This is a genomic window from Algorimicrobium echini, from assembly GCF_900115185.1.
Classification (GTDB): Bacteria; Bacteroidota; Bacteroidia; order Flavobacteriales; family Flavobacteriaceae; genus Algorimicrobium; species Algorimicrobium echini.
Genome location: NZ_FOVN01000001.1, coordinates 774,125 through 800,461, shown reverse-complemented (window position 1 = coordinate 800,461; position 26,337 = coordinate 774,125). Strand labels below are relative to the sequence as shown.

Genomic DNA, 26,337 nt, shown 5'->3' with positions numbered 1-26,337 from the left:
CTAATAATAATTTTCCAATTGGTGTACTCGGTGAAATAGCATAAACATTTCATCAGTAATTGAAAACGCGCCAGCACTAATAGCCATAAAATAATTAGATTTTGTTGTAAAAACCACACTTCCCAAACAAATAGTTTCAGATATTTTTAAAACGTTCACTTTAGCAAGCGTGTCTTGTTGCTTTTGAATTTCAGAAAGCTGAAAACCAGCTTTTTCACGTTCCAATTGCATCATAGCGCGTCCCGTTTCATGTTTATCACCAGCACTACTTTTGGTTTCGCTAGTTAAAGCTTCTTGAATTTCAGTTATTTGTCTCTGAACTGCGCCTAACCGTTGGTTTAAAGACTGTAAGCACAAATGGTATAATTCACTTTTTATTGCTCTATTTTTTTTCATCGATTATGTTGTAATCTAATGGTCCAAAATATCCCATTTGCTTTACTATCCAAGACTTTCTTCCTGCAATATAATTACTAGCTGGTTGGGCTTTATATTTTAACGGATTTGGTAAAATAGCGGCAATTGAAGCTGCTTCCATAGCCGATAGTTTAGCTGCTGATTTATTATGCCAATAGTGCGCTGCAGCTTCGGCACCATAAATACCACTCCCCATTTCTATACTATTTAAATACACTTCCATAATACGTTCCTTGCTCCATGTTAGCTCAATTAAGAAGGTAAAATAGGTTTCCAAACCTTTTCGTAACCAACTCCTATTTGGCCATAAAAAAACATTTTTAGCTGTTTGTTGGCTAATAGTACTTGCTCCTTTGATGCGCTTACCCTTTTTATTGTTTTCAAAAGCTTTTTCAATAGCTTGTATATCAAAACCATTGTGCTTTAAAAAATTCTGATCTTCACTACAAATTACCGCTAATTGTAAATTTTTTGATATGTCATCAATGGAAACCCATTTATGCTCCCAACTCATTTTGTTACCCTTTTGATATTCTTCAACACCACGAATGACCATTAATGGCGTAATAGGTACTGGAACCCATTTGAACACGAACACCAAAACGACTGATAATACTATTAGCCATAAAATACATTTAAGGATAAGTTTGAATAGTTTTTTAATCATATTAATCTACTAATTGTGCCAATTCTTTACCAATAATACTCCCAATTGCTACACCCATTCCGCCTAACCGAACACCACAATAAACATGATTAGATAGTTGTTTTACAACTGGTTTTTTCTGGTTTCCAACACCCATAATACCGCTCCAGCAATAATCAATTTCAAAAGGTATATTAGGCAAAATTGTCGTTTGCAATACCTGTTCCAGATGATTTTGAATAAGGGCAGTTTCAGTCATTTCTGTGGTTTCTTCTCCCTTAAAATCTAAATTTCTACCACCACCTAATAAGATTCGATTATCAATATTTCGGAAGTAATAAAAACCTTTATCTAAATGAAAGGTTCCTTTTACTTTTAAATTAGGAATCGGTTTCGTTATGAGCACTTGGGCTCTTGCTGGTTTTACATCTTCATTTATTAATTGTGCTGCAAAGCCATTGGTTGCAATTAATAATTTATTGGATTTAAACTGAAAATGACTGGTTTTTATATCTACTGCATCATTCATTTCGGTAAAGGCTTCCACCAACACGTTATTAAGTATTTTAATCCCTGCCAATTGCACTTTTAACAATAAAGCCTCCATCATTTTACCCGTATCAATTTGTCCTTCAAACGGATTAAAAATAAGTTGTTTGTAAATGTTTTTAAATCCAAAGTTATTTACTTTAAGTGTAAATATCGATTCTTTTAACACTGGAAACAGCAAATTATTAATGGCATCCTTATTAGATAAACACCTCTCATAAAGTACTTGATTATCGGTATTAAACAATTCGTAACCGCCCAATTGCTGATAGTTTAAAGCTTTATCCGTAAGGTTTTGTCTTAATAAATTTAATCCGTTAATCCGTTTTTGAACGAGTTCAATGACCTCATCTTCAGAATGGGTTTTTAAATCGTCTAATATTTCGCTTAAACTACCAAAGCAGGCAAAGCCAGCATTTTTTGTACTGGCACCTTGTGGCAACATACCACGTTCAAGAATTAAAATTTTAGCATTTGGGAACTGTTGTTTAAGCTGTAATGCACAGTTTAAACCAACAATACCACTACCAATAATAGTATAATTAACTTGGCTTAACCATGTTTTGTTTTCCCAATAAGATAAATTCATAATAAAAAGATAATACCGAATATAACAAAAAAAAGCTCCTTTATAAAGGAGCTTTTTTTAAGATAAATTATTTATTAATTTATAACAATCTTCTTGGTTACTTTTCGGTTACCTTCTGAAATATTCAATAAATACATTCCAGACTGCACATTATCCAATTTAATTGATTGGTTGAATACACCTGTGTTTCTATATGAATTTTCAAACACTTTTCTACCTCTAATATCCAGTACTTCAATAATGACATCGTTATTAGATGTTGAATTGAATTTCACATTAAAGTCACCATTGTTTGGATTTGGATATACAGTTAAATCGTCTAAACTTTCAAATTCCTCTGTACTTAAGGATGTCGTACAAATTTCTATACTCCAATCATTTAAAACACCTGTATCTCCTTGAAAGAAATCAACCACAGCAACTCGCCAAGTACCAGCAGAGCTTAAGCCATTAAAAATATCCATTGAGTTAGCCGGTGCATATGTTCCAACTGTTGGAGATCCACAAACTATTGGTGATCCATTTGAGTCAAAAGTTACATTAAAATCTTCATTATTACCACAGTTTCCAACGTAGACATTAACGAAGGCATTGTTTGTGGCAACGTCTGGGTGTTGAATTTGAATAAGAAAATCGCCAATGAAAGTATGTGAAATATCCACATTAAAAGTAATATTATCATCTATAACAACATCTTCTGTAACAACAATAGAATTTATTAAAGGTGGTCCTTGTTGTGGTCCAGTGGTTCCTAAACCATCTGGGATTGCTAACGAAATATCACCAGACTCGTAATTATTACAGGTTTCCGTTACAGTGACACCTACAGCAAAATTATTTTCGTTAATATTAAAGAAAATATTACCTACAGCTTCTACCATGACACGGCAGAAAGGTGCTACAACATTAGGCACTACAATATCGTAACTTCCATTATTTGGGACATTGGAAGCTAAAACAGTATCATAAGTTAAGCCTCCATCGGTTGATAATAAAATATTTACATTAGCGGTATTTACACCATTAGCATTTGTACCAGCAACATCCCAAGTTATGGTTTCAGTTTCACCTTGATTCCATGTTACACCTGGTGTATTTTGTGATGTTACCAAAAATGGGCCAGCAGCTGTTACTGTATTTGCTGTCATTAAATCGGTAGCTGTTTGTCCTCCACGAGCATCATTATCTCTTACTGTAACTCTATAATTAATATTTCGTGCAACAGATACCAAACGTTCCCACTGGGTTGAGCCACCTTGAAGTAATAAATCAGGGATATTTGGAATATACCTCACTGGGTTTGTCGTACCTGTAATAGATCGAACTAAAGGGCCCGAAGTAGTCGTCTCAGTTGGTACTCCTGCAGGTCCTAAATCATATTGTTCCCATGTGTATGTGTGACCATTTACTCCATCAGGATCTGTTGAAGAAGCTGTTAATTTATAAGGAGTAGAAACAGGAATTGTATAATTAGCACCGGCATCTGCAGTTGGTGCTGAATTTCCAGAATTGCTTAATGTTGCACATTGGCTATTCCCTGTTGTTATGTTATTCCAAATCAATTGTAAACTATTTTGGTGGAAATAAATATCTGTAAATGTTTGTACATTTTGATCACCACATAAACCAGCATAACCCATAATTGTACTACCACTACCAGGTTCATAAGCGCTAGAAGACGTTCTTTGACCTGAAGTACAACCGCCAACATTACCATTCCATGTATGAGGTGCGCCATACTGATGACCCATTTCATGTGCAACGTATTCATAATCAAAAATATCACCTACTGGTGAAGGTAATCCGGTTACCCCTTTAGCTTTGTTAGCAGAAGTACAAGGTGAGCTACGAATAGCTACACCGCCTCCACCTGTACTAAACACATGACCAATATCATAATTAGCAGCGCCAATAATACTCGTTAAAACAGTTTGATTCTGATTTAACATAGCACTACCACTGTCATTAGTATAAATATCTCCATTAATAAATACAATATCTAAATTATTTGCAATGATTGTCATGTTTAAGGATAACTCTCTTTCATACAATGCATTTACGCGAGTCATGGTTACAACCATCGCTGCAAAAACAGCATTCTTCTTATCAGTTTCAGAATCTGCAGCTGTTAAACCAGCAGCTAGCCAATGGAACTCAGCATACTCTACGGTACAAGCCAATGCTAATCTGAAATTTCTTAACTGACCATCGTTAGCATTTCTGAAAGATTGAACATCTTCAATTTGAATTTCACCCTGAAATCCTTCATCTTCAACAGCACATTCAAAACGTCTGTTTTCTTGTGACACATCACGTCTTGAGTACGACAAATAAATATTTGAATCTTTAGTGTAGGGATCAATATATTGCGTACCTCTTTCAGAAGAAAGTGTCATGGTGTGAAGCCCTTTTGGGGTTACACTAAAACGAATTACATCAGAAGGGTTAGAGATACTAACTCCAATGTAAGAACGAATGTTTGGAACTTGACTCTGCAATTCTGGAGCAAGTATAGAAGCTTCTTTTACACGATAACCTTCTAATTCACCTTGAGCATTTGGGAAGTTAATGATGAGGTTTGATTCTCCAGAAAACTCATTTCTATCAGGAGCTTGAGTTAATTGTTGCTTCAATTGGTTTAAATCCAATTGAAAATATTCTGCCCTTTCTGGCATGGTTTCTCTTTCCGCTAAATTAGTGGTTCGGATATCGTTTTTATTAACTTTTTGCCAAATTGAATTTCGATTTTGGCCATATAATGACATCGAAAGAACAATGGTTAAAAACGTTATTCCAAATTTTAAGTAAAATTTTTTCATAGCTATTTTTAATCTTAAGAATTTATAAGTTATAAAATTAATGTCTTATATTAACAAATACAAAGTTTTAACAGAAAATCAGATACAAATTTCGAATTCGCATATGTATATACGTTTTATTCTATTTTTATTTCTAATTTTTCTCATTGGTTGTGGTTCAAAAAAGACAGACAAAAAACAAACAACAGCATATGAAATTAAGAGCATCTGTCCTGTTGACGGTTCGTGCTCCTTTACTGCGTGGAAAAATAAAAGCTTGCTAATAACCTATTACGAAGGCAACAAACCTTCACCCGAAATTGTTAATGGACCAAACATTGTTATTCAATTTGAATACAAACGCCATGAGGTGCCAAATGCATCAGATGGTCACTATAGCGAACATATTTATATTGAGTTTGCGGAGAATGAAACGGATTTAGAATTAGAAGGCAAAAATTTACAAAATGTAAAATTACTATTTGGAAGGTTTTGCTATTGTAAAGGACAAAATGGCTTCTATAAAATTACTAATGGGAAATTATCAATTAAAAAACTTAAAGTTGATAATCTCTATGAACTTAAACTCCAATTTACAACAAATGAAGCACCGCAAATTATTACAGAAATAAAGGAAACATTCCGCTTATAACTAAAAAGCTCCGAAAATATATTTCGGAGCTTTTTTAATTTAATCTTCATTTGGTTTTTCCATAACAAAATCTTCCATAAATTTAGTAGTATAATTTCCTGCTAAATAGTCTGGGTGTTCCATTAATTGTCTATGAAAAGGAATGGTTGTTTTTATACCTTCAATAACAAATTCATCAAGCGCACGTTTCATTTTACTAATAGCTTCTTCACGAGTTTGTGCCGTAGTAATTAATTTTGCAATCATGGAATCGTAGTTAGGAGGAATCGTATATCCTGCATAAACATGTGTATCCAAACGAACGCCATGACCTCCAGGTGCATGAAGCGTAGTAATTTTTCCTGGTGACGGTCTGAAATCATTAAACGGGTCTTCCGCATTGATACGACATTCTATAGAGTGTAAGTTTGGTGTATAGTTTTTACCAGAAATTGGTACTCCAGCGGCTACTAATATTTGTTCACGAATTAAATCGAAATCAATTACCTGTTCAGTAATTGGATGTTCTACTTGGATACGCGTATTCATTTCCATAAAGTAGAAATTTCGGTGCTTATCCACTAAAAATTCAACTGTTCCAGCACCTTCATACTTAATGTATTCAGCTGCTTTCACGGCTGCATCACCCATTTTTTTACGTAGTGCTGTAGTCATAAATGGGGAAGGCACTTCTTCTGTTAGTTTTTGATGGCGCCTTTGAACAGAACAATCGCGTTCTGATAAATGACAGGCTTTTCCAGTTGAGTCACCAACTATTTGTATTTCAATATGTCTTGGCTCTTCAATGAGTTTTTCCATATACATATCATCATTTCCAAAAGCAGCTTTAGATTCTTGACGAGCGGATTCCCAAGCATCTTTTAAATGTTCTTTTTTCCAAACCGCACGCATACCTTTTCCGCCACCTCCTGCAGACGCTTTAAGCATAACAGGATAACCAACTTCTAAAGCTAATTTTTCACAATGTTCGTAATCTTTAATAATACCTTCACTACCAGGAACACAAGGAACACCTGCTTCAAGCATGGTTGCTTTAGCATTAGCCTTATCTCCCATGCGATTAATCATATCTGCTGAGGCACCAATAAATTTAATATCGTGTTCTTCACAAATTTTTGAAAATTTAGCATTTTCAGATAAAAATCCATATCCTGGATGAATAGCATCTGCATTGGTAATTTCAGCAGCAGCAATAACATTGGACATTTTTAAATACGATTCACTACTAGGTCCTGGCCCAATACAAACAGCCTCATCAGCAAATTTTACATGAAGACTTTCGGCATCCACTGTTGAATAAACAGCAACCGTTTTTATGCCCATTTCTTTACAGGTTCTAATAACACGTAAGGCTATTTCCCCTCTGTTGGCAATTAATATTTTTTTAAACATAATTCTATTGAGTTTATAAGTTTATGGTTTATAAGTTTAAGGTTCTAGTTGAATAACTTGGAACTTTACATTTTAAACTTTAAACTTTAGATTATGATGGATCAACTAAAAATAACGGTTGATCAAATTCAACTGGTGATGAATCGTCAACTAGAACTTTTACTATTTTTCCTGAAATTTCAGATTCAATTTCATTGAATAACTTCATAGCTTCAATAATACAAAGTACATCACCTTCTTTTATGGTTTGTCCAACCTCAACAAAAACAGGCTTATCTGGAGACGGTTTTCTATACAGTGTTCCAATAATAGGTGATTTAATTGTAATGTATTTTGAATCTTCTGAAGCTGCCTCTGGAGCAACCGTTGCTGCTACAGGCGCAGGTGCAGCAGGTGCAGCTGGCGCGTGCCCAACTGGTGCGCTAACTGGAATTTGCTGAACATAAGTGGTTGTTTCAGCCTTCTCATCACCACCTGTTTTAATAGTTATTTTAACGTCATCCGTTTCTAATTTTACCTCACTAGCACCAGACTTTGCTACAAATTTTATTAAATTTTGAATATCTTTTAAATCCATAATTATTTAGATTTTAGTTTAATTTTTTGTTAGTTTATTAAGAATTATAAGCCCATTTTAAATAAATGGAGCCCCAAGTAAATCCACCTCCAAAGGCAGCAAATATAATTTTATCTCCTTTTTTTAATTGAGATTCATAATCGTTTAATAATAAGGGTAAAGTTGCAGAAGTCGTATTACCATATTTTTCAATATTCATCATGACTTTATGTTCGTCAAGATCAATTCTACTTGCTGTTGCATCTATAATACGTTTATTAGCTTGATGTGCAGCTAACCAAGATACATCTTCTTTTGTTAGATTATTACGTTCTAAAATTTTAACGACAACGTCTGCCATATTAAAAACAGCATTTTTAAAAACGGTTTTTCCATCTTGATATACAAAATGTTTACCTGCAGCCACAGCTTCTGGTGTGGATGGATATGATGAGCCTCCATAAGTAGCTTGTAAAAACTCCCGTCCAGCACCATCGCTTCTTAAATACTCATCCTGCAGACCCAAATTTTCAGTATTTGGTTCAAATAAAACGGCACCTGCACCATCACCAAAGATGATACATGTTGCTCTATCTTTATAATTTATAAAAGAGGAATTTTTATCTGCACCTATTAATAGTATTTTTTTGTACCGACCAGATTCAATATAGCTGGATGCTGTTGACATTCCAAATAAAAAGCTAGAGCAGGCTGCTTCCAAATCAAAAGAAAAAGCATTTGTTGCTCCAATTTGTGTAGCAGTATACGCTGCTGTTGAAGCCGCCTTCATATCTGGAGAAGCGGTTGCCACAATTACTAAATCTATTTCTTTGGGATTAAGACTTGTTTTTTTTATAAGATCTTTAGCTGCGTTTATGGCAAGAAACGAAGTACCTTTGCCATCCTCTTTTAAAATTCTACGCTCTTTAATGCCTGTTCTGGAAGTAATCCATTCATCATTTGTATCCACTAACGTTTCAAGAATTTTGTTAGTCAATACATATTCTGGCACATAAGCACCTACAGCTGTAATGGCTGCTGAGATTTTACTCATACCGTGTAAATTATTTCGCTAAAACCTTTAAAAAGTGACGTTTTAGGTGAAATTTCGTTAAAACGCACCGATTTTCGGTTTAATTTAGTGCAAATTAAGTCGTTTTTGGCTTCTATAAAAATTTATCATAAAAAAAACGCTCAGTGATGAGCGTTTTCTTGTATGCACGCATAGTAGTTATGCTGCGTTTTCTTCCGTTACTGAATTGTCAATTAGTACTTGACCTCTGTAATATAATTTACCTTCAAACCAGTGTGCTCTGTGATATAAGTGCGCTTCACCAGTAGTTGGGCAAGTTGCAATTTGTGGAGCAATTGCTTTATAATGGGTTCTTCTTTTATCTCTTCTTGTTTTGGAGATTTTTCTTTTAGGATGTGCCATTCTTATTATTATTTATCCGTTAATAGTTTCTTTAATGTATTCCAACGCGGATCAATTTCCTCGTTATCTTCTTTTACTTGTTTCTCTTTAGGGCTTAATTCTTCTAATTTTTCAAGTATCTCGGAATGTAATGTGCCATCTAACACGCCTGGATGAATTAATTTTGAAGGGACAGATAATATAATTGTTTCATATATATACTGTTGTACATTCACTTCATATTCTCCATGTGGCAAAACTAATAAATCAATTTCTTCATCATTATAGTCTTCACCAAATTTAACAACCAAATCAAAAGTGTTTTCAATTACTTGATTGTAAGGCTCATTTGTTAAATCACAATTGACGTTTACTGTTCCTGAAATTTCAAAATGTAATTCTAACAAGGTTGTTTTCTTGTTTAATTCCAAGTTTACAGCAATGTCAGCATCATTAAAATCTTGATATTCAAAAAAATCAAAGAACGTCTTATCTACTTTATACTCAAATTGATGTTTCCCTAATTTTAACCCTACAAATGGTATTGTAAACGTTTTCAATTCCCTCATTATCACATCTATTTTGAGCCTGCAAATATATAAAAAAAATTTAGCTTATAACACTTATAAACATTTTTTTGTTTATATCTTTTTTTGTGGTGTAACTAATGGGTTTTTAGCCAATTCCGCATTTTCCATTCTATTATGGTAAAGTTTAAGTGCTAAAAAAACTGCTTCTTTAAACGAATTTTCATTGGCTTCTCCTTTTCCAGCAATTTCATAGGCTGTACCGTGATCTGGTGACGTTCTAATTTTAGACAAACCTGCTGTATAGTTTACACCATTACCGAATGATAATGTTTTAAAAGGTATTAAACCTTGGTCATGATAGGATGCAATAATAGCATCAAAATTTTTATAATTACTAGAACCAAAAAAACTATCAGCAGCATATGGTCCATACACTAACTTACCTTTTTCAACTAAAGATTTAAGTGTTGGACGCATTACTTCATCGTCTTCTTTTCCTATAACACCATTATCACCAGTATGTGGATTGATACCCAAAACGGCTATTTTTGGTCGTCTAATGTTAAAATCGTTTTGCAAACTATTATAGACCGTATTTACTTTGCTTTCTATGAGTTTTGGGGTAATATGACTGGCAATATCTTTTACGGGAACATGATCGGTTAACAAACCGATACGTAAGTTATTGGAAACCATAAACATTAAACTTTCACCACCTAACTCTTGAGCTAGATAATCTGTATGACCAGGGAACGTAAAATGATCTGATTGAATGGTGTGCTTGTTAATTGGTGCTGTAACTAAAACATCTATTGCGTCTTCTTTTAAGGCTTTGGTTGCGGCAAAAAGTGATTTTATAGCAAATTCTCCTATTTGGTTATCTTCTTGACCAAAATTAATATCTACACGATCATTCCAAACATTAAATACGTTAATCTTACCTGTAATAATCTGATCTAAACTATTAATACCATTAAAATTTATATCTAATTCAAAGTGGTTTTTTAAAAAAGAAATGGTTTTCGCAGATGCAAAAATTACGGGTGTAAAAAATTCAAGCATTCTAACATCCTCCAATGTTTTTAAAACAATTTCTCCTCCAATACCATTTAAGTCTCCTATAGAGATCCCTACGATAACATTTTCTGCTTTCCTCATTAATTAACTAACTTTTGTTTGTAATTTTGTTTTGCAAATTTAACTAAATAATCCATACTTATGTTCACTGGCATCATAGAAGATATTGGCAACATCCAACAATTAGAAAAAGAGGACCAAAACTTGCACATAACTGTGAGCTCAAATATAACTTCAGAATTAAAAATAGACCAGAGTGTAGCACACAACGGTATTTGTTTAACCGTTGTAAAAATTGATGGCAAGAACTACACCGTAACAGCAATTGATGAAACCATAAAAAAAACGAATATTTCTAATTTACAAGTTGGTGATTCGGTAAATTTAGAGCGTGCCATGAAACTAGGCGCACGATTAGATGGCCATATGGTTCAAGGTCATGTAGATCAAACTGCAGAATGTACGCATGTTGAAGAAGCTTCTGGGAGTTGGGTTTTTACGTTTAAATACGATGAAACATTAAATAATATTACAATTGAAAAAGGCTCCATAACCATTAATGGCGTAAGTTTAACCGTGGTAAACTCTAAAAAAAATAGTTTTAGTGTTGCTATTATTCCCTATACATTTAAACATACAAACTTTAACACTTTTAAAGTTGGAACAATTGTAAATCTAGAATTTGATGTAATTGGAAAGTACGTTAGTAAGCTTTTTGACTTAAATAAATAATTAAATTATTTAGACTTAATCAGTCTGTAAACACCATAAACAATACCCGAAATTAACCCCATTATAATACCGCCATCAATAGGTAAACCCGGTGGTACTGGTGGTTGCGGTGGTGGTGGCACTGTTTGTGAAAAACATGCAAAACTTATTAATAAAAATAAGATTGAGGCAACTATTTTTGTGTTTTGTAATTTCATTCAGCGGTAAATGTATAAAAAAAACTGGCTCTACAAAATTTAATAATCAAAAAAACATCTATGAAAGGCAAAAAAAATCGATGAAAGGTAATTTAATACCGATTAATCTCCGTTTATCTTACAAAAATCAAATATATGTTTTTTAAAAAATAAATTCAATAAATTATCGACAACTCCCTTTAAATAATTGTTATCATGTTAGTTATTGTATCAGGATAACATTTAATTAAACGATTGAATATACTATTTTATTTGAAAAGTTTAGCGCTTTAATGAAAAATGCGATCGAAATTGTTTGGTTACTCCAAATTCTTCGTAAGTTAATACAAACCAATAATCACTAGATGGTAAGTTATTTCCTTTGTAAGTACCATCCCAGCCGCCTCTTGAAGGCTTGATGCTAGCTAATATTTTACCATAGCGATCGAAAATATCTATTTGAGCTGATGGTTGATTACTAAATGCTTTTATGTTCCAAGTGTCATTAAAACCGTCTTGATTAGGTGTTACTACTTTTGGATAATCAATAATTCGAATATCATCAATAGTAATAAAACCACAGGATGGGTTTTCAGTCTTTCTATCATATACATAAACGGTATGCAATCCACCTGATACATTAGTAAAGACACCTCCATTATCTAATATTGGACCATTATCTAATTGAAACCAATAATCACCATACCCTTCAACAGTTACTGTAATACTTGGATTAGGTTCGAAGGCTCCAGATTGAGAAACACTAACAAACACAGCTTGACCAGATTGAATAACTTCAAAAGGCTCACTGATTTCAGAGTTACAGTTGGCAACTGATTGTGTATCAACAACTGAAACAGTATATAACCCTGGATTTACGGTATTTACAACATAGGTTTCTTGTGTGGCTCCTGGAATAATGGTACCGTTCAAATACCATGTATAGTCATAATTAGCACCTTGAATATCGCTAACTAACGTAATTTGATTTTGTAGGATATCGGTATCAAAGTCAACACAAATAGTATTTGTACCATCAGCTGATGAAATAATAGGTTTTAAAATAGGACTTACCGTATAAGCTACTGAAGTTGTTGCAAAACAAATATCAGGAATATTGGAGTTTATAACACGTATGTAAATTGTTTGATTATACGGTGAATCTGTATTAACGAATGTTTCTGGATTTTGAATTGGATTATTTCCATTTTCAGCGTCCAAACTATCGGTATAATAACTCACCTCATAGATGGCATCATTTTGTCCATTTAAAACTTGTGGATTTAAGGACGTTAAATCAAACTCATGAACACCATCATTCGTTCCATCATCATCACAAATTTCAACAGGATTAGGCATGGTTGCTAAAGCGGCATCTTCAACCATTAAATAATACGGAACCGTAATAGAACAGGATGAATTGTTATTGGAAATTGTTACATATATAGTTTCGCTATAGGGCGTACCATTTGTATAAGGACCGGCTGGAATCATATTGGTTCCAGTGGCATCAAAATAAAAAGTTACCGTAAAATCCGCAACGCTTTGTGAATTTCCTAAAATATTTGGAATTTCTGCATCCAAATCGAAAGCAAAAAAACCAGTTCCTGAAACACTACATGCTAATACGCTATCTTCAGCAATGACTGGTAATGGGTTAACGATAATTTCCATAGTTTGCACTAAACCACATTGTCCATTAGTTGGCGTAAATGTGTAGGTTGTAGTCGTGGTATTATCTAAAACTGGACTCCATGTTCCAGTTATACCATTTGTTGATGTTGTTGGTAATGGCGCCAATGCATCGCCTTCACAAATTGGTGCTACTTGTGTAAATACAGGTGTTACTGTTGGATTTACAATAATCTGCATGGTTTCAGTTGTTGCGCATTGCCCTACGTTGGGCGTGAAGGTATAAGTTGTTGTTGTCGTGTTATCTATTGCTGGACTCCATGATCCTATTACACCATTTGTTGATGTAGTTGGTAATGGTGCCAACGCATCACCTTCGCAAATTGGTGCTACTTGTGTGAAGATAGGATTAATGATAGGGTTTACAATAATCTCCATAGTTTGTGAAAAAGCACATTGACCTGCATCAGGCGTAAAGGTATAGGTGGTTGTAGTTGTATTATCAAGAGTTGGACTCCATGTTCCTGTAATTCCGTTATTAGATGTAGTTGGTAACGGTATTAAAGCATCGCCTTCACAAATTGGCGCTACTTGTGTAAAAGTTGGTATTGATGAGGGGTTAACAATAATTTCCATTGTTTGAGTCAAACCACATTGTCCAGCATCAGGTGTAAATGTATAGGTTGTAGTGGTGGTATTATCAACACTTGGACTCCATGATCCTGTTACACCATTTATAGATGTGGTTGGTAATGGTGCCAACGCATCGCCTTCACAAATAGGCGAAACTTGAATAAAGGTTGGAGAAGTATTCGGGTTGACAACTATTTCCATAGTTTGATTAGCAGAACACTGACCAGCATTTGGTGTAAATGTGTAAATAGTAGTTGCTGTATTATCTAAAGCTGGACTCCATGTTCCAATTATCCCATTATTAGACGTCGTTGGTAATGGTGCTAGTGCGTCTCCTTCACAAATGGGAGCAACTTGAGTAAATACAGGTGTGACAGATGGATTTACTATTATTTCCATTGTTTGTTGTACAGCACATTGTCCTACATCTGGTGTAAATGTATAGGTGGTAGTGGTAGTATTATCAATACTTGGACTCCATGTTCCTGTTACACCATTTGTAGACGTGGTTGGTAATGGTGCTAGTGCGTCTCCTTCACAAATAGACGCTACTTGTGTGAAAGTTGGTGTTATTAATGGATTAACCGTTATTGACACGGTTTCATTTAATGCTTGCGAACAAATAACAGCATTACTAGCATTTATAACTTGAGCGTCTTCTAACTCTACTGTAATATTTACAGTTGGGTTTTCGGTAAAAGTTGCTGAACCAGCAGTATCTAAAAGCACACTTTGCGTTATGCCACTATTTACATTGTAATGAACCGTTGCATTTGGTGTGCCTGTAATTGTAAATGTTACTGCATCGCCCTCACAGACGCCGGTATCTGAAGCTACTACCGTTGCGGTAGGAACTGCTGATACCACTAAATTAAAATCTACTAAAGAGTAACATTCTGTAGAACCCGATGTGACTTTAGCATAAATTTGTTGTGGATTGGATGTATTCGAATAAAAAATTGGTAAAACATTTGTTCCATCGATTGCATCGGCTAAACTTGGATAAAAATCGATTGTTGTACCTGGATCAGCATTAATACTGTTTTTTAAACTGTTGAGATCAAATAACCCAATATTCGGATTACTACTACAGGTTAAAACATCATCAATTGCGTTAGCTGTTGGTGGCTCTGGAAAAGCACCAGTACCAGTCATAGCAGAACCCGTCCATTGTATTTGAAAGCCATCATCTCCAACAAACCTATCGATAGCAATATAATAAGATTCTCCAGGAACCACATTTAACCAATATACATATCCAGTTCCATTTGCACCTGGACCTGTTTGTGTAACAATAGTACTATCATTCATTCCTGTATGATTATTTGCTAAACCAGCAGCATCAGGATTGGTTGTAGAACATCTAATTGGGCTTCCTAGATTAGAACATAAGCGGTTTGGACCATATACCCAAAAATCATAATCTACCGTAAGTGCGGGATCGTTAGGAATTAAATCAAAACCAAGCGTTCCACCTTGGACAATATCAATTTTAATCCAAAAAATATTTTGTTCTGTTACTGGATTACCATTATTACAACCAGATAGTTCTTGAACATTTCCAGGGCCTTGCACATTTGAAGCAAACGTATCATTACCGCAAACCGTAATGGCATTCACACAATCGTTTGGCTCTTGTGCATGTGTTTGAGAAAACAAAATTATAAAAAACCCTAAAATCAGTAACTTATTCATGGCTATACTTTTCATCTTAATATACATTTATTGTTAATCTGTAAAAGATAGATACTAACAATAAACCATTTTATATATTTCCATTTTACTTCGATTAGATATACTAATTGAAGCCTTATTCTATTTAATTATAAGAAATTCTGAACGTCTATTTTGCGCATTTTCATCATCTGTACAGTTTGGATTGCAATCAATTTTTGGTTCTGCACTACCTAAACCTTTAGCTGATAATCGTTCTTTACTTATTCCTTTTGAAATAACATATTGCATGGTTGCTTGAGCTCGTCTATCTGATAATTTTAAATTATAATCCGAACTACCCTTTGAATCGGTATGCGATTTTATTAAAATTTTCATTTCAGGATAGTCATTCATTATTTTGACCAATTTATCCAGCTCCAAAGCACCTTGTTGGGTAATGTTACTTTTATTAAATTCAAAATAAATATTTCTTAATTTCACTTCGGTATCCGTAATCATCTCATTAATTGGCGTTAAAGATACACTAACTGTTGCCTCATTATTAACAGGGTCTTTAACGGAAATGGATGCTGTTTCATAACCGTCTTTAGATACGTTTACAATATAACCTGAATTGCAGTTTACATGAAAACTAGTTTCACCATTCGTGTCTGTGTTTTGAGTTGCCAAAACATTGTTTTGTGCATCTGAAATGGACACTCTCGCATCTGAAATTTGCTGACTAGTTTCAGCATCTGTTACTAAAGCTATAGCTTCAAATTGGCAAATTGGAATTGCCATAAATATGTTATCAACTCCTGATCTATTTGATGAGAAAAATCCGACTTCTAAATTATTATTAATACTAAAAGCAAAATCGTCTCTTTTAGTATTTATACCGTTTCCCAAGTTGATGGCTTTTTCAGAATTTTTTAAATCTACTTTAAAAATATCAAATCCACCATATCCTTGTCTACCACTAGATGCAAAATACAAAATAGTATTATCACTTATAAACGGAAATCCTTCTTTTCCAGCTGTATTTACTCGGGCTCCTAAATTTTCAGGTTCTCCATATGAGTTTCCATTAATACTAACTTTCCAAATATCTGTGTCTCCTAACCCTCCTGGCATATTTGAAGCAAAATATAACGTTTTACCGTCGCTACTTAAACTTGGGTGACTTACGGAATACTCATTGCTGTTAAAAGGTAAAGCCTCTATATTTCCCCATTTACCATCAGCTAAAGTGGCTTTGTATAAACCTTGTTGGGCTAATTTTATTTTCTTGTCTTTAATTTTTTTGTACGATTTTTCACTGTGACCATCACGCGAAAAAATCATAGTATTCCCATCTGCACTCAAAGTAATTGGTCCATCATGATAAGGAGTGTTTAGTGCATTTACGGATTCTGGTTCAGAGAGTGTCCCGTCTGACCGTCTTACAGATTGATAAATGTCTAAATAAGGATTATTAGTCCACTGATCTTCTTTTTTACTCGTGTTTCTAGAACTTACAAAGTAGAGAATATTATCATTTGATAATACCGCACCAAAATCACTTTGTTCAGCATCATTGATTGCTGTTTCTGAAACATCGAACAGTTTAGATTTATCAGCTAACTGAGGAATGTAATTTGGATTCTGCAAATGGGCTACTGCTCGTTGATCTCTAGGTGACATTTGAGAAAAAACATCCATTTGTTTATTAGCTGCTTCGTAGTTTCCTTGCGATCTTAATACTTGTGCATACCGATAATATGTTTCAGCATCTTGCTTGCTTTCAACCGCACGAGCGTACCATTTGGAAGCCTCTTCAATATTAAAAACATTATAATAACTATCTGCTAATTGCTTGTAAACATGAGCATCCGCATCCTGATTTTCAACTAATTTTAAGTACGCATCAATAGCATCGACATATTGATATGTATCAAAAAGCTTGTCTGCTTTTTCAGACTTTTGGGTTTGTCCAAAGCTTGACATAACAATAAAAATCAAACTTAAAAGACTGTATATTTTTTTCATTTTTACTATTTTTTATATTAGAAAAATCTTGGTGAAATAGATACTTTTTTCGGGAAATTTAAATCGAATAACAACATAATTTCATGAGAACCTGATGTTGTTACATTTAGTTCTGACGTCACATAATCGTAAGCATACCCTACACGAATATTAGGTGTAATAGCAAAATTTGCCATAGCTCCAACCGAGTCATCCAATCGATAAGTAGCTCCTAATTCAAATTTATCAAAGAATAACACATTTGCCGAAACATCTAAAGATGTTGGTGCATCAAACGCCGACTTCAATAAAAATGAGGGTTTCAGTTTGGTGTTTTCAGATAAAGAAAACACATAACCTGCAGATAAGAAATAATGCATCACGTCTGTTCCATACTTAAATTCCTGACCATTATCTGTTACATCTAAATAGGTATTCTTTAGCATATTTGGTACCGAAAAAGATACGTAATATTTATCCGTATAGTAAAAGAAACCTGCTCCTAAGTTTAAATGGGTGTTGCTCGTGTTTTCACTAAAAGCTTCATCATTTGCATCTGTTACAAACCCGTTACCTATATCACTAAATAAGCCAATTTTTTGAAACGTTGCTCCTCCCTTGATACCGAAGGCTAATTTGTGTTCTCCTCCTAACTTTAAAGTATAAGAAAAGTCAGCAAATACATTGTTTTCTTCAACTGGACCTATTTTATCTGAAATAACAGACAAACCTAAACCTACATTTTTTCCAACTGGACTATGTACGGCTAAAGTTGCTGTTTTTGGTGCATCATCAATACTTACCCATTGTGAGCGATATAATAATCCAATAGCTAAATTCTCTTTAGAACCTGCGTAGGCTGGATTAATTACATTCATATTGTACATGTATTGGGTGTACTGTGGATCTTGCTGCGCCTGCGCACTCACAAGAATCATAAGTGCAAATGCTAGTGTAAAATATATTTTTTTCATCTGTATTTTATGTTGCTTTCTCATGTATGATTATTGTGCTCTATTTATAAATACCCAACCTGTTGCATTGGTGCCATCCTCTTTTTGAATGCTATAGAAATAGGTTCCATCTGGCAAATCATTTCCTTTATTGGACTGACCATACCATTGATTCGTGTAGTTACCAGTAAAATCAAATACTTTACGGCCATTTCTACTAAATATTTCCATTTTGGTTACGCCATATCCTGTTAAATCGAACGTATCATTTTTACCGTTTCCGTCTGGCGAAATACCTCTTGGAATATCTTTACAGGAAGATCGTTCAGCTGTAAAGGTTGTTACAGTAGAACAACTACCAAATTCAACGGTTACTGAAAATTGAGCTGGCACCGTAAAATTGTTCGTCTGGCTAGCGTAATTAGTTACATTGAATTCATTTGAGTTTTGACCTACCACATTTCCATTAGCATCCATCCACGTATACGTTACATCATCAGGATTAAAAGAATTATTTATTGGGCTGGCTGTTAATACATAGTCTGGACCATTACAATCGCCTTCTACAGAAACATCTACGGTATCTATAATGGTTATATCAAACATACTTATACTACCTTCAGTACAACTGGTTGTATTTTCAATTACTTCATATACAATTGTGTAATTTCCGAATGAACTGGCGGACACATTTATTTCTCCAGTACTTGAATTAATAGACAAGCCCGTTTCAGCACTAAATGTTCCACCTGTTGTAAATCCAGCCGCTAAATTTGGTAACACGTTTGGACTGTCAGAACAGTATAAATCTTCAGAATAGGTAAAATCTGTAATGGATGTATTTACTTCAACAACCTCAATCGTTGAAGATGATGTTCCTGCAAGTGTGCAGGTTGTAGGATCTGCATTGAGCGTATAGGTTATGGTATGCATACCTGTTGTAGCCGAAGACAAATCAACTTCACCGGTAACGGCATCAACGGTAACTGTTGCTGAACTAAATGTTCCTCCTGAAGTAAATCCAGCAGTCAACGTTGGCGTTACAGAAGAACCATTTAATAAACAAAATGGTGTTGTTCCATAATCAAAAGTTGTAACTGGAGTAATAGTTGCTGATATTGTTAAGCTAAATGTGCTTGAACTAGCTTCAATACAATTGGTTAAATCTTCTAAAATGCTATAAGTCACTGTATAGTTTCCAGCGGTACTTGCAGAAATATTAATTTCTCCTGTTGTTGCATTGATAGATAAACCTGCTCCTGCACTAAATGTTCCTCCTGTTGTAAAGTTAGTCCCCAAAACAGGTGAAATGTTGGCGTTATCGGAACAATAAGTGTCTTGATTGTAAGTAAACATGGTTTCAGGAATTATGGTTTCAACAACTTCTATAGTTGCTGTTGTCATTCCTTCTTGTAAACAACTTGTTGGCTCTGCAGCAATAGTATAGGTAATATCATGCATCCCTACTGTTGCTGATGTTAAATCTAATTCACCAGTTACAGCATCAACAGTTATAGTTGTTGAACTAAAAGTACCGCCTGTTGTAAAACCAGTTCCTAATGTTGGTAAAACAGTAGTACCATTTAATAAGCAGAATGGCGTAGTACCATAGTCAAAGGTTGTCACTGGTACTGTTGCTGCAGTAAAAGTAATTGTAGCTGTATATGTTCCTGCAATTAAGCAACTAGCTGGATCACCATTGAATGTATAAAGAATATCATGTGAACCTGCTGTTGCAGATGCCATGTCTATTTCACCTGAAGAAGCATCAACTGTTACAGTAGCAGAAGAGAAGATTCCTCCTGTTGCAAAACCTGTTGATAAAGTTGGCATTGGATTATCCGTTGCCACTTCGCAAGTATTGTCATAACTAAACGTAAGTTCTGGTGTGATGGCGTCATTAACTTCAACTATTATTTCAGCACGTGGACCTTCACAACCATTTTCATCCACATTGGCAACGAAATAAGATGTTGTTGCTGCTATTGACGTATCAGGTGTTGGTGCAGTGGTGCTACCAGTTCCACCTGTAGCCTGTGTAAACCATAACAATGTATAAGTTCCGGTAGCTGTAGCTGTTAGCGGACTAGCTGTGGCGTTTAAACAATAGGTTACTGGTGTTTCAACTGTTGGTAAATCACCAATACCATTATATGTTAATTCTAGAGTGTTCTCACAGTAACTTGTTTTCCAAGTGAATGTGTAAGTGCCTGGTTGAACGAATCCAGAAATTGAGGTATTATTGCTGGTGGCATCTGCAATAGTTACCACACTTGGATTATTTTCATCTGCAATCCAAGTACCAACACCATTAGCTTCAACAGTTGCAGTAGGGTTATTACAATCAACCTCGGAAGATTCTGTGATAAGGTCATTATTTACCTCAAAACTTACAGCATCCAAGCAATTTCCAATATTATCTGTTCCATTGGCTCTAAAAATAAAGCGTGTAGTATCTTGTCCGTCTGGAACATTATAGTCACCAGAAACAACTTGCCAAGCTGCGTCTCCAAAATGCAAGGTTACTGGCGTGTAAGGGCCACCTGGAGGTCCAGCCAATAATTCAATGGCATTCCCATCAAATCTAGCATAGTGAGCAAAACTATATTCCATTAAAGTAATTTCAGAGGTATCAAAATCTCTGTAATACCCTTTAACATCTGGATCATTAGGATCTATTGTTGTTCCTTGATCTGTTAATATTTGTACAAACTGACCACCTTCAAATGGAGTTAATCCAGGTGCATTTAATGATTCCCATAAGAATACGGAATTGGAAGAGTCTAAATTCTGTCTCCATCCTGGTACAACCTGCATAGTGATAATTGTATTTACACCACTTAAACCACTTAACACAGGTGCTTCAAAACCACCATTTACAGCTAAATTGAAATCACATAAATCTGTTGGTGTTTTAATACAAACATTAAATCTATATGCGTTTGGCTCTGTTCCGTTTAATGTAAGACGCAGTTTATAATTATCACCAACTACTAACTCTGAAGCGTTCATCGCTAAAACAACATTATCATAACTGCACGTTAACTCTTCTAAAACACCACCATTATCTTTATACAATGTCATAATAATATCAGGATACGGTGTGTCTCCATTATTTTCCCGTAATAGTCCGTTAAAACTATTTATCTCGATAATATGAATTAAAGATTCTGCTGTAAAGTCAAACCAGACATCACCAGCATTAGTTCCTGTGCAAGTCATAGCTTCTGATGAAGCTGTAGCATTTATAAACGAAACATTAGTACCTGCTGTTGAACAAACCTCATCACTATTTATTGGCAATGTTATAGCGTTAGTAACATCATCATTTCTCACAAACTCAAAAGGTCCAGACCAGAAACTTTCATCTCCTGAACCACATACGGCTCTAACAAAATACTCATACGTAGCTACGTTAGGGTCATTAAAGTCTGCTGCGGTTGGCGTGTAAGAGTTAGTAGAAACTATAGTTCCTGATTGTGGAAGTGTTCCATTTTCAAAGGGCTGAACAGCCACTTCCCATTGCGTTTCTGTACCTCCTGGGCTCCACGAGAAAACAGACGTTTCACTAACAGCTAAATCTGTAGGCTGTGGGCAAGAAGTGGTTCCGCAAGTTGAAGTACCTTCATAAACGGTTCTTCTTGGTGTTAAACCAAGTGGACTAGTATAAATAGTATCTCCTTGATCATTTCTAATTTCAAACTGATAATTAGCATACTGTGGTGCAAACGAACCTAGAGTTTGGAAATACAATGAAAACTGGATACCAGAACATAAAAATACTTGAAATTCTTCGCCTGTTTGTCCGCTAAAAGGGAAGGACTGTACGACCTGATTGTTTTGCGTTAAATCTAAAGAAGATGAAATATCTGAATCACTGGTTAAAACAAAAGTATATTGACAAAGATTTTCAAAACTACACAATGTGGTGACTTCAGCTGGACCTGTCCATGCTCCATCATTTCCGCTACAAACGGCTCTTACATAAACATCGTAAGCTGTGGAAGCTGAAAGTCCTGTTACTGTAAAAGGATTGGTATCCGCAGTGTACAAATAACTAGGATCTGTATCACCTTCTGGTGCTGGTGTTCCTGATGGTTGTACTGAAATTTCCCATTCTGTTTCCGAACCATTGGCGTCCCAATTTACTTGAACTTGCGTATCTGAAATATTACTTAATGTTATATTTGTAGGTTCAGGACATGCTGGAATATCTTCAATATTCACGTTATCTATTACAAGAGTTTGTCCTCTGTAAGGTGCTGTACTTGGGAAGAATGGTACGTGAAAAGCAATATTAATATCGCCTGTAATTCCTGCTGGTAAATTAATTGTTTTAACGCGATACTCAACATTATTGAGTATTTCTGTGTCGTCATCGGTATCATAAAGTACCGTTGTAAATTGATCCAGACCTGTTCCGTTGGTAGATAATAAAACTTCTAAATCTTCCGTAAAAAAGCTATCGAAAACACGATAATAATACCGAAGTCTTTGGTTTTCAGTAATGGTAATGGTTGGTGAAATTAACCAATCTTCATTTCTACCATTGGTTCCGGTAAACATGGCGGCTGCTTGATCCCCTTCATAAGGAAATGCAGCACTATCTAGTTCCCACGTTTCTAAATCACCATTATCATTTACAACTTGCCAGCAAATTTCAGAACTTGAATCTGAATTAAAAGTTTCTACAAATGGCGCAGTAAATGCCGTACAAAGCGTTGTAAAATTAACAGGTCCAATCCAGTCGCTATTTTCTGTACCGCAAGCAGCTTGAATATACACTTCATAGTCTGTTTCAGAATCTAAACCAGTTGCCATATAATTTGGTGATGATACTTGAACGCCTGAACCAGTAGGTGTTCCAGTACCTGCTGGTTGTACTACCACGTTCCAAGAGGCTTCTTGATAACCAGCACTCCAAGAAATATCAGCACCATCGGCAAGGACTGAATTTACAATCAGATCTGACGGATTAGGACATGCTGGAGCATCTGTAATACTTACATCATCAATATTTAAAATTGAAACACCGCCTGTTAAACTTGGTGGTACTCTAAAGGCAATGTAAATGGTACCTGTTCCTTCTAAAATGATAGATTTTTCAATATAACCTGTATTAGTAAATACTTCTAATGGTTCTATGACTGTAAAACTCCCTGGATTTGTGTTAGTGGTTGACATTAACACCTCAAGACCATATCTTGGTGGGCCAGTAAAGAATGAGAATTGAGCTCTATATTTATATTTTAATTCTTTAACGTTTCCATCTAAATTAATTGCTGGAGAAATTAAATAATCGTTGTAGCTACTTGCAGGTGAGAACGGAGGTGTTTCTAAAAGAGCCTTGTTTTCATCTATTACCCACTGCGTGCCGTCATTATTAGCATCGGTAATCTTCCAACAATACTTTTGAGTATCGTCATCATCATCGTTAAAACTTTCAAAAAATGGTGTATCATACGACTCACAAAGTGTTGTAAATGCCAATGGACCAATCCATTCACTTTGGTCATCAGCAGCGCAATAGGCTCTTACATAAAATTCATAACGATTTCCAGAATCTAAACCTGTTGCCATATATGGAAAATTACTGCTTACTAAAATTCCATTTCCTGTTGGAACTCCCGTACCTTCGTCTTGAATAGCTACTTCCCATTGTGTTTCTTCATCTCCAGGCGTCCAAAATAACCAAGCAGAATTTGTGGTTATATTTAATGTAAATAAATCTGACGGATCTGGACAGGTTGGTTTGTCTTCTATAAAAATATCGTCAATAGCTACTCTTAAAGCGGTTTCCGTTGTATTTGGCTCTACAATCCAAGCTATATTCACATTTCCGGTAATACCTTCTGGAATATCTACAATGGTCTCTTGAAAACTGTTGTTGTTTATAGTTCTATTTGAAAGCAATACGGTTGTAAAATCATCCACTCCAACACCTGTTGTGGAAAGTTTTAAACTATAAGTTGCAATACCTTGTGTTGCTCTGTGTTTGAAACGAACACGTTTTGGTGTAGCGTCAAAATTAATTTGAGGAGACACATAAAAATCATTGTTCTGAAAACGGGATATATCTGAGCGAACGGTTGCATAACCACCTATAAATCCCCATGAATTTCCGTCGCCATCTGCATCAATTGTAGTCCAACAAGGTTCTGGGTTTTCGTTAGTAGCATTTGAAAAATCGGTTGAATAGGGTGTATTAAAAACGGTACATTGTGTTGTAAAGGTAAAAGGATCGCTCCAAGTACCTGGTGTTCCACTACACACTGCACGCACGTAAAAATCGTAAGTTGTAGCTGGAGACAACCCTGTATTAATAGTGTTATCAACATTTGTATTAGTAGGTGTTCCAGATCCAGTTGGCTCACCGGCTCCAGCAGGAACAACCATATATTCCCAAGAATCAGCAAAACCACCAATATTGTCCCATGAGAAGCTAACGCTATTTTCTGTAAGACTGTTAAAAATTATATCACCAGGAGGTGCACAAGTAGGGCTTGATATTTCTAGTTCAAAACAAATACCAGCACCTTGTGATAGTTCAGAAGACACAACAATAATATAGGTTTCGCCTGCTTGCACCAATAAATTGGAAATGGTTTTTGGATCAAAACCATTACTTGTAGTTATACCTGCGATACAATTAACACCAACATCATTACAACTATCGTAAACAAATAAAGAGCTTCTTGAATTGAAGCAATTATTTGTGCTATTTCCACCATTAAAAGTTGTTTGTGTTAATGTAACCAATCCATCAGATGGAGCTGTGTAGGATAAAAATATTTTGTCGCCACGCAAATAGTTCGTGTTGGAGTTACCAGTAACACAATTTGTTCCTTGCGTTGTGTAGGTTAAATCTGGATTGGAGTAATTTGCTAAATTATCAGCTAATATATAAGGTGTGGCTGAAATATCTGGAACAACTATGGGTGCATCACAAGACAAACCAAACTTTAGCGTTTGAAACGTGTAAGGACCTGACCATTGGCTAATAGTTGCATTGTCACAAACCGCACGAATATAAATATCAAATTCTGTATCTTCATCAAGTCCGTTTAACGTGTAATTTGTTGCCGATACAGGAATTCCCGCACCTGCAGGCGTTCCTCCTGATGGAAAAACTTGAATTTCAAAATTACTTGCAGTAGGGTGAGACCAAGTAACTTCAGCGCCTTCAACAGTAATGTTATCAATAGTCACGCTATCATCTTCAATTTCAATACAACCCTCTAAAATAGAGACATTATCAATAAACCATTCATCGCCTGTAGGGGTTGCTCCATTTTGAGTATTTACAGCAACAAAAGCAATATAAATATCTAGGCCTTGTGGTATAGATGGCGGTAACTCAATTACTTTTTCTTCATAAGTTGTTTGAGAACCAACATTTAAATTTGTTTCGGTATAGGATTGTAAAACAATGTTAAACCCATTAATATCTGGTTGAGCAGCTGTAGAAATACGAATTTGGTATTCAGCACCATTATCTATATCACTAGCCTGTTTGGTAAAAAAATGAATTTCACCATTTTCAGGAACAGCAAATTGTGGTGTTACTAAGAAGTATTGTGCAGTGTTTTGATCACCAATATTATCACTACTTGGATTTACCGAAACAGCATTAGAGCCTAAAAAACCATCGGTTGTTGCACCCCAACTTGTGGTTGCTGCACTGTTTCCAAATAAAGACCAGGTTGCTGGAATACCAGATTCGAACGTTTCATTTACTTGTGCAAAATTTTTACTTGAAACAAGTAAGAATATGGTAAGTAAAAATCCGGAAATTAAAACCTTGCTTTGGGTAGCTTTTTTAAAAGGCTTTGCATAAAAATTATCATGAATTTTTGAAGAAAAGAAAAGACTCTTTGCTACAGCTATTTGTAACTTATTTCTCATGTTGTAACAATTTCAGTTAGTAA

Annotated in this window: 17 protein-coding genes; 2 read left to right on the top strand and 15 right to left on the bottom strand. The window is 35.0% G+C overall.

Features of this window, described 5'->3' with window-relative positions; all coding sequences use genetic code 11:
- The 4 genes from BM239_RS03605 to BM239_RS03590 all read right to left on the bottom strand — a co-directional run bounded on the left by BM239_RS03605 (position 1) and on the right by BM239_RS03590 (position 5,020).
- On the bottom strand, positions 1-396 hold the full coding sequence (locus BM239_RS03605; protein ID WP_317042714.1) for a 3-oxoacyl-ACP synthase: 396 nt from the start codon (positions 394-396) through the stop codon (positions 1-3).
- The gene (gene mtgA, locus BM239_RS03600) at positions 383-1,084 is read right to left on the bottom strand and encodes a monofunctional biosynthetic peptidoglycan transglycosylase (protein WP_092206258.1); all 702 of its coding nucleotides are present in this window, start codon (positions 1,082-1,084) and stop codon (positions 383-385) included. The genes BM239_RS03605 and mtgA overlap by 14 nt, the downstream gene beginning before the upstream one ends.
- 1 nt (position 1,085) lies before the next feature.
- Positions 1,086-2,201, bottom strand: a complete 1,116-nt coding sequence (locus BM239_RS03595) for an NAD(P)/FAD-dependent oxidoreductase (RefSeq protein ID WP_092206257.1) — start codon at positions 2,199-2,201, stop codon at positions 1,086-1,088.
- A gap of 74 nt (positions 2,202-2,275) precedes the next feature.
- A complete protein-coding gene (locus BM239_RS03590; protein ID WP_092206256.1) occupies positions 2,276-5,020 on the bottom strand; it encodes a zinc-dependent metalloprotease in 2,745 nt (914 codons plus the stop codon).
- Positions 5,021-5,060: 40 nt separating this feature from the next.
- Between BM239_RS03590 and BM239_RS03585 the strand changes: the two genes are divergently transcribed.
- Positions 5,061-5,651: a hypothetical protein gene (locus BM239_RS03585; protein WP_092206255.1), complete on the top strand. Its 591-nt coding sequence runs from the start codon at positions 5,061-5,063 to the stop codon at positions 5,649-5,651.
- 39 nt (positions 5,652-5,690) lie between these two features.
- Here BM239_RS03585 and accC read toward each other — a convergent pair whose 3' ends face one another.
- The 6 genes from accC to pdxA all read right to left on the bottom strand — a co-directional run bounded on the left by accC (position 5,691) and on the right by pdxA (position 10,701).
- The gene (gene accC / locus BM239_RS03580) at positions 5,691-7,043 is read right to left on the bottom strand and encodes an acetyl-CoA carboxylase biotin carboxylase subunit (protein WP_092206254.1); all 1,353 of its coding nucleotides are present in this window, start codon (positions 7,041-7,043) and stop codon (positions 5,691-5,693) included.
- 91 nt (positions 7,044-7,134) lie between these two features.
- Positions 7,135-7,620, bottom strand: a complete 486-nt coding sequence (gene accB / locus BM239_RS03575) for an acetyl-CoA carboxylase biotin carboxyl carrier protein (protein ID WP_092206253.1) — start codon at positions 7,618-7,620, stop codon at positions 7,135-7,137.
- Positions 7,621-7,657: 37 nt separating this feature from the next.
- Positions 7,658-8,653 carry a beta-ketoacyl-ACP synthase III gene (locus BM239_RS03570; RefSeq protein WP_092206252.1) on the bottom strand — a complete coding sequence of 332 codons (996 nt, stop codon included), beginning with the start codon at positions 8,651-8,653 and terminating at the stop codon, positions 7,658-7,660.
- Between the two features lie 177 nt (positions 8,654-8,830).
- A complete protein-coding gene (gene rpmF / locus BM239_RS03565) occupies positions 8,831-9,034 on the bottom strand; it encodes a 50S ribosomal protein L32 (RefSeq protein ID WP_092206251.1) in 204 nt (67 codons plus the stop codon).
- A gap of 8 nt (positions 9,035-9,042) precedes the next feature.
- Positions 9,043-9,582, bottom strand: a complete 540-nt coding sequence (locus tag BM239_RS03560; RefSeq protein ID WP_092206250.1) for a YceD family protein — start codon at positions 9,580-9,582, stop codon at positions 9,043-9,045.
- A 72-nt stretch (positions 9,583-9,654) separates the two neighbouring features.
- Positions 9,655-10,701 carry a 4-hydroxythreonine-4-phosphate dehydrogenase PdxA gene (gene pdxA / locus BM239_RS03555; RefSeq protein ID WP_092206249.1) on the bottom strand — a complete coding sequence of 349 codons (1,047 nt, stop codon included), beginning with the start codon at positions 10,699-10,701 and terminating at the stop codon, positions 9,655-9,657.
- A gap of 60 nt (positions 10,702-10,761) precedes the next feature.
- On the opposite strand from pdxA, the gene BM239_RS03550 reads away from it, so the two are divergent.
- A complete protein-coding gene (locus BM239_RS03550; protein ID WP_092206248.1) occupies positions 10,762-11,352 on the top strand; it encodes a riboflavin synthase in 591 nt (196 codons plus the stop codon).
- Between the two features lie 5 nt (positions 11,353-11,357).
- Here the strand turns inward: BM239_RS03550 and BM239_RS03545 are convergent, their stop codons facing one another.
- From BM239_RS03545 to BM239_RS03525, 5 genes are all read right to left on the bottom strand, one after another.
- Entirely contained in the window at positions 11,358-11,549 is a 192-nt protein-coding gene (locus BM239_RS03545) for a PID-CTERM protein-sorting domain-containing protein (RefSeq protein ID WP_092206247.1), read from the bottom strand.
- Positions 11,550-11,810: 261 nt separating this feature from the next.
- On the bottom strand, positions 11,811-15,488 hold the full coding sequence (locus tag BM239_RS03540; RefSeq protein ID WP_143094879.1) for a T9SS type B sorting domain-containing protein: 3,678 nt from the start codon (positions 15,486-15,488) through the stop codon (positions 11,811-11,813).
- 120 nt (positions 15,489-15,608) lie between these two features.
- Positions 15,609-17,477, bottom strand: a complete 1,869-nt coding sequence (locus BM239_RS03535) for an OmpA family protein (RefSeq protein WP_092206245.1) — start codon at positions 17,475-17,477, stop codon at positions 15,609-15,611.
- A gap of 17 nt (positions 17,478-17,494) precedes the next feature.
- On the bottom strand, positions 17,495-18,430 hold the full coding sequence (locus BM239_RS03530; protein WP_092206775.1) for a PorP/SprF family type IX secretion system membrane protein: 936 nt from the start codon (positions 18,428-18,430) through the stop codon (positions 17,495-17,497).
- Between the two features lie 30 nt (positions 18,431-18,460).
- Positions 18,461-26,314 (bottom strand): choice-of-anchor J domain-containing protein, encoded by a 7,854-nt coding sequence (locus tag BM239_RS03525; protein ID WP_092206244.1) that lies wholly within the window; start codon positions 26,312-26,314, stop codon positions 18,461-18,463.
- Positions 26,315-26,337 lie beyond the last annotated feature (23 nt).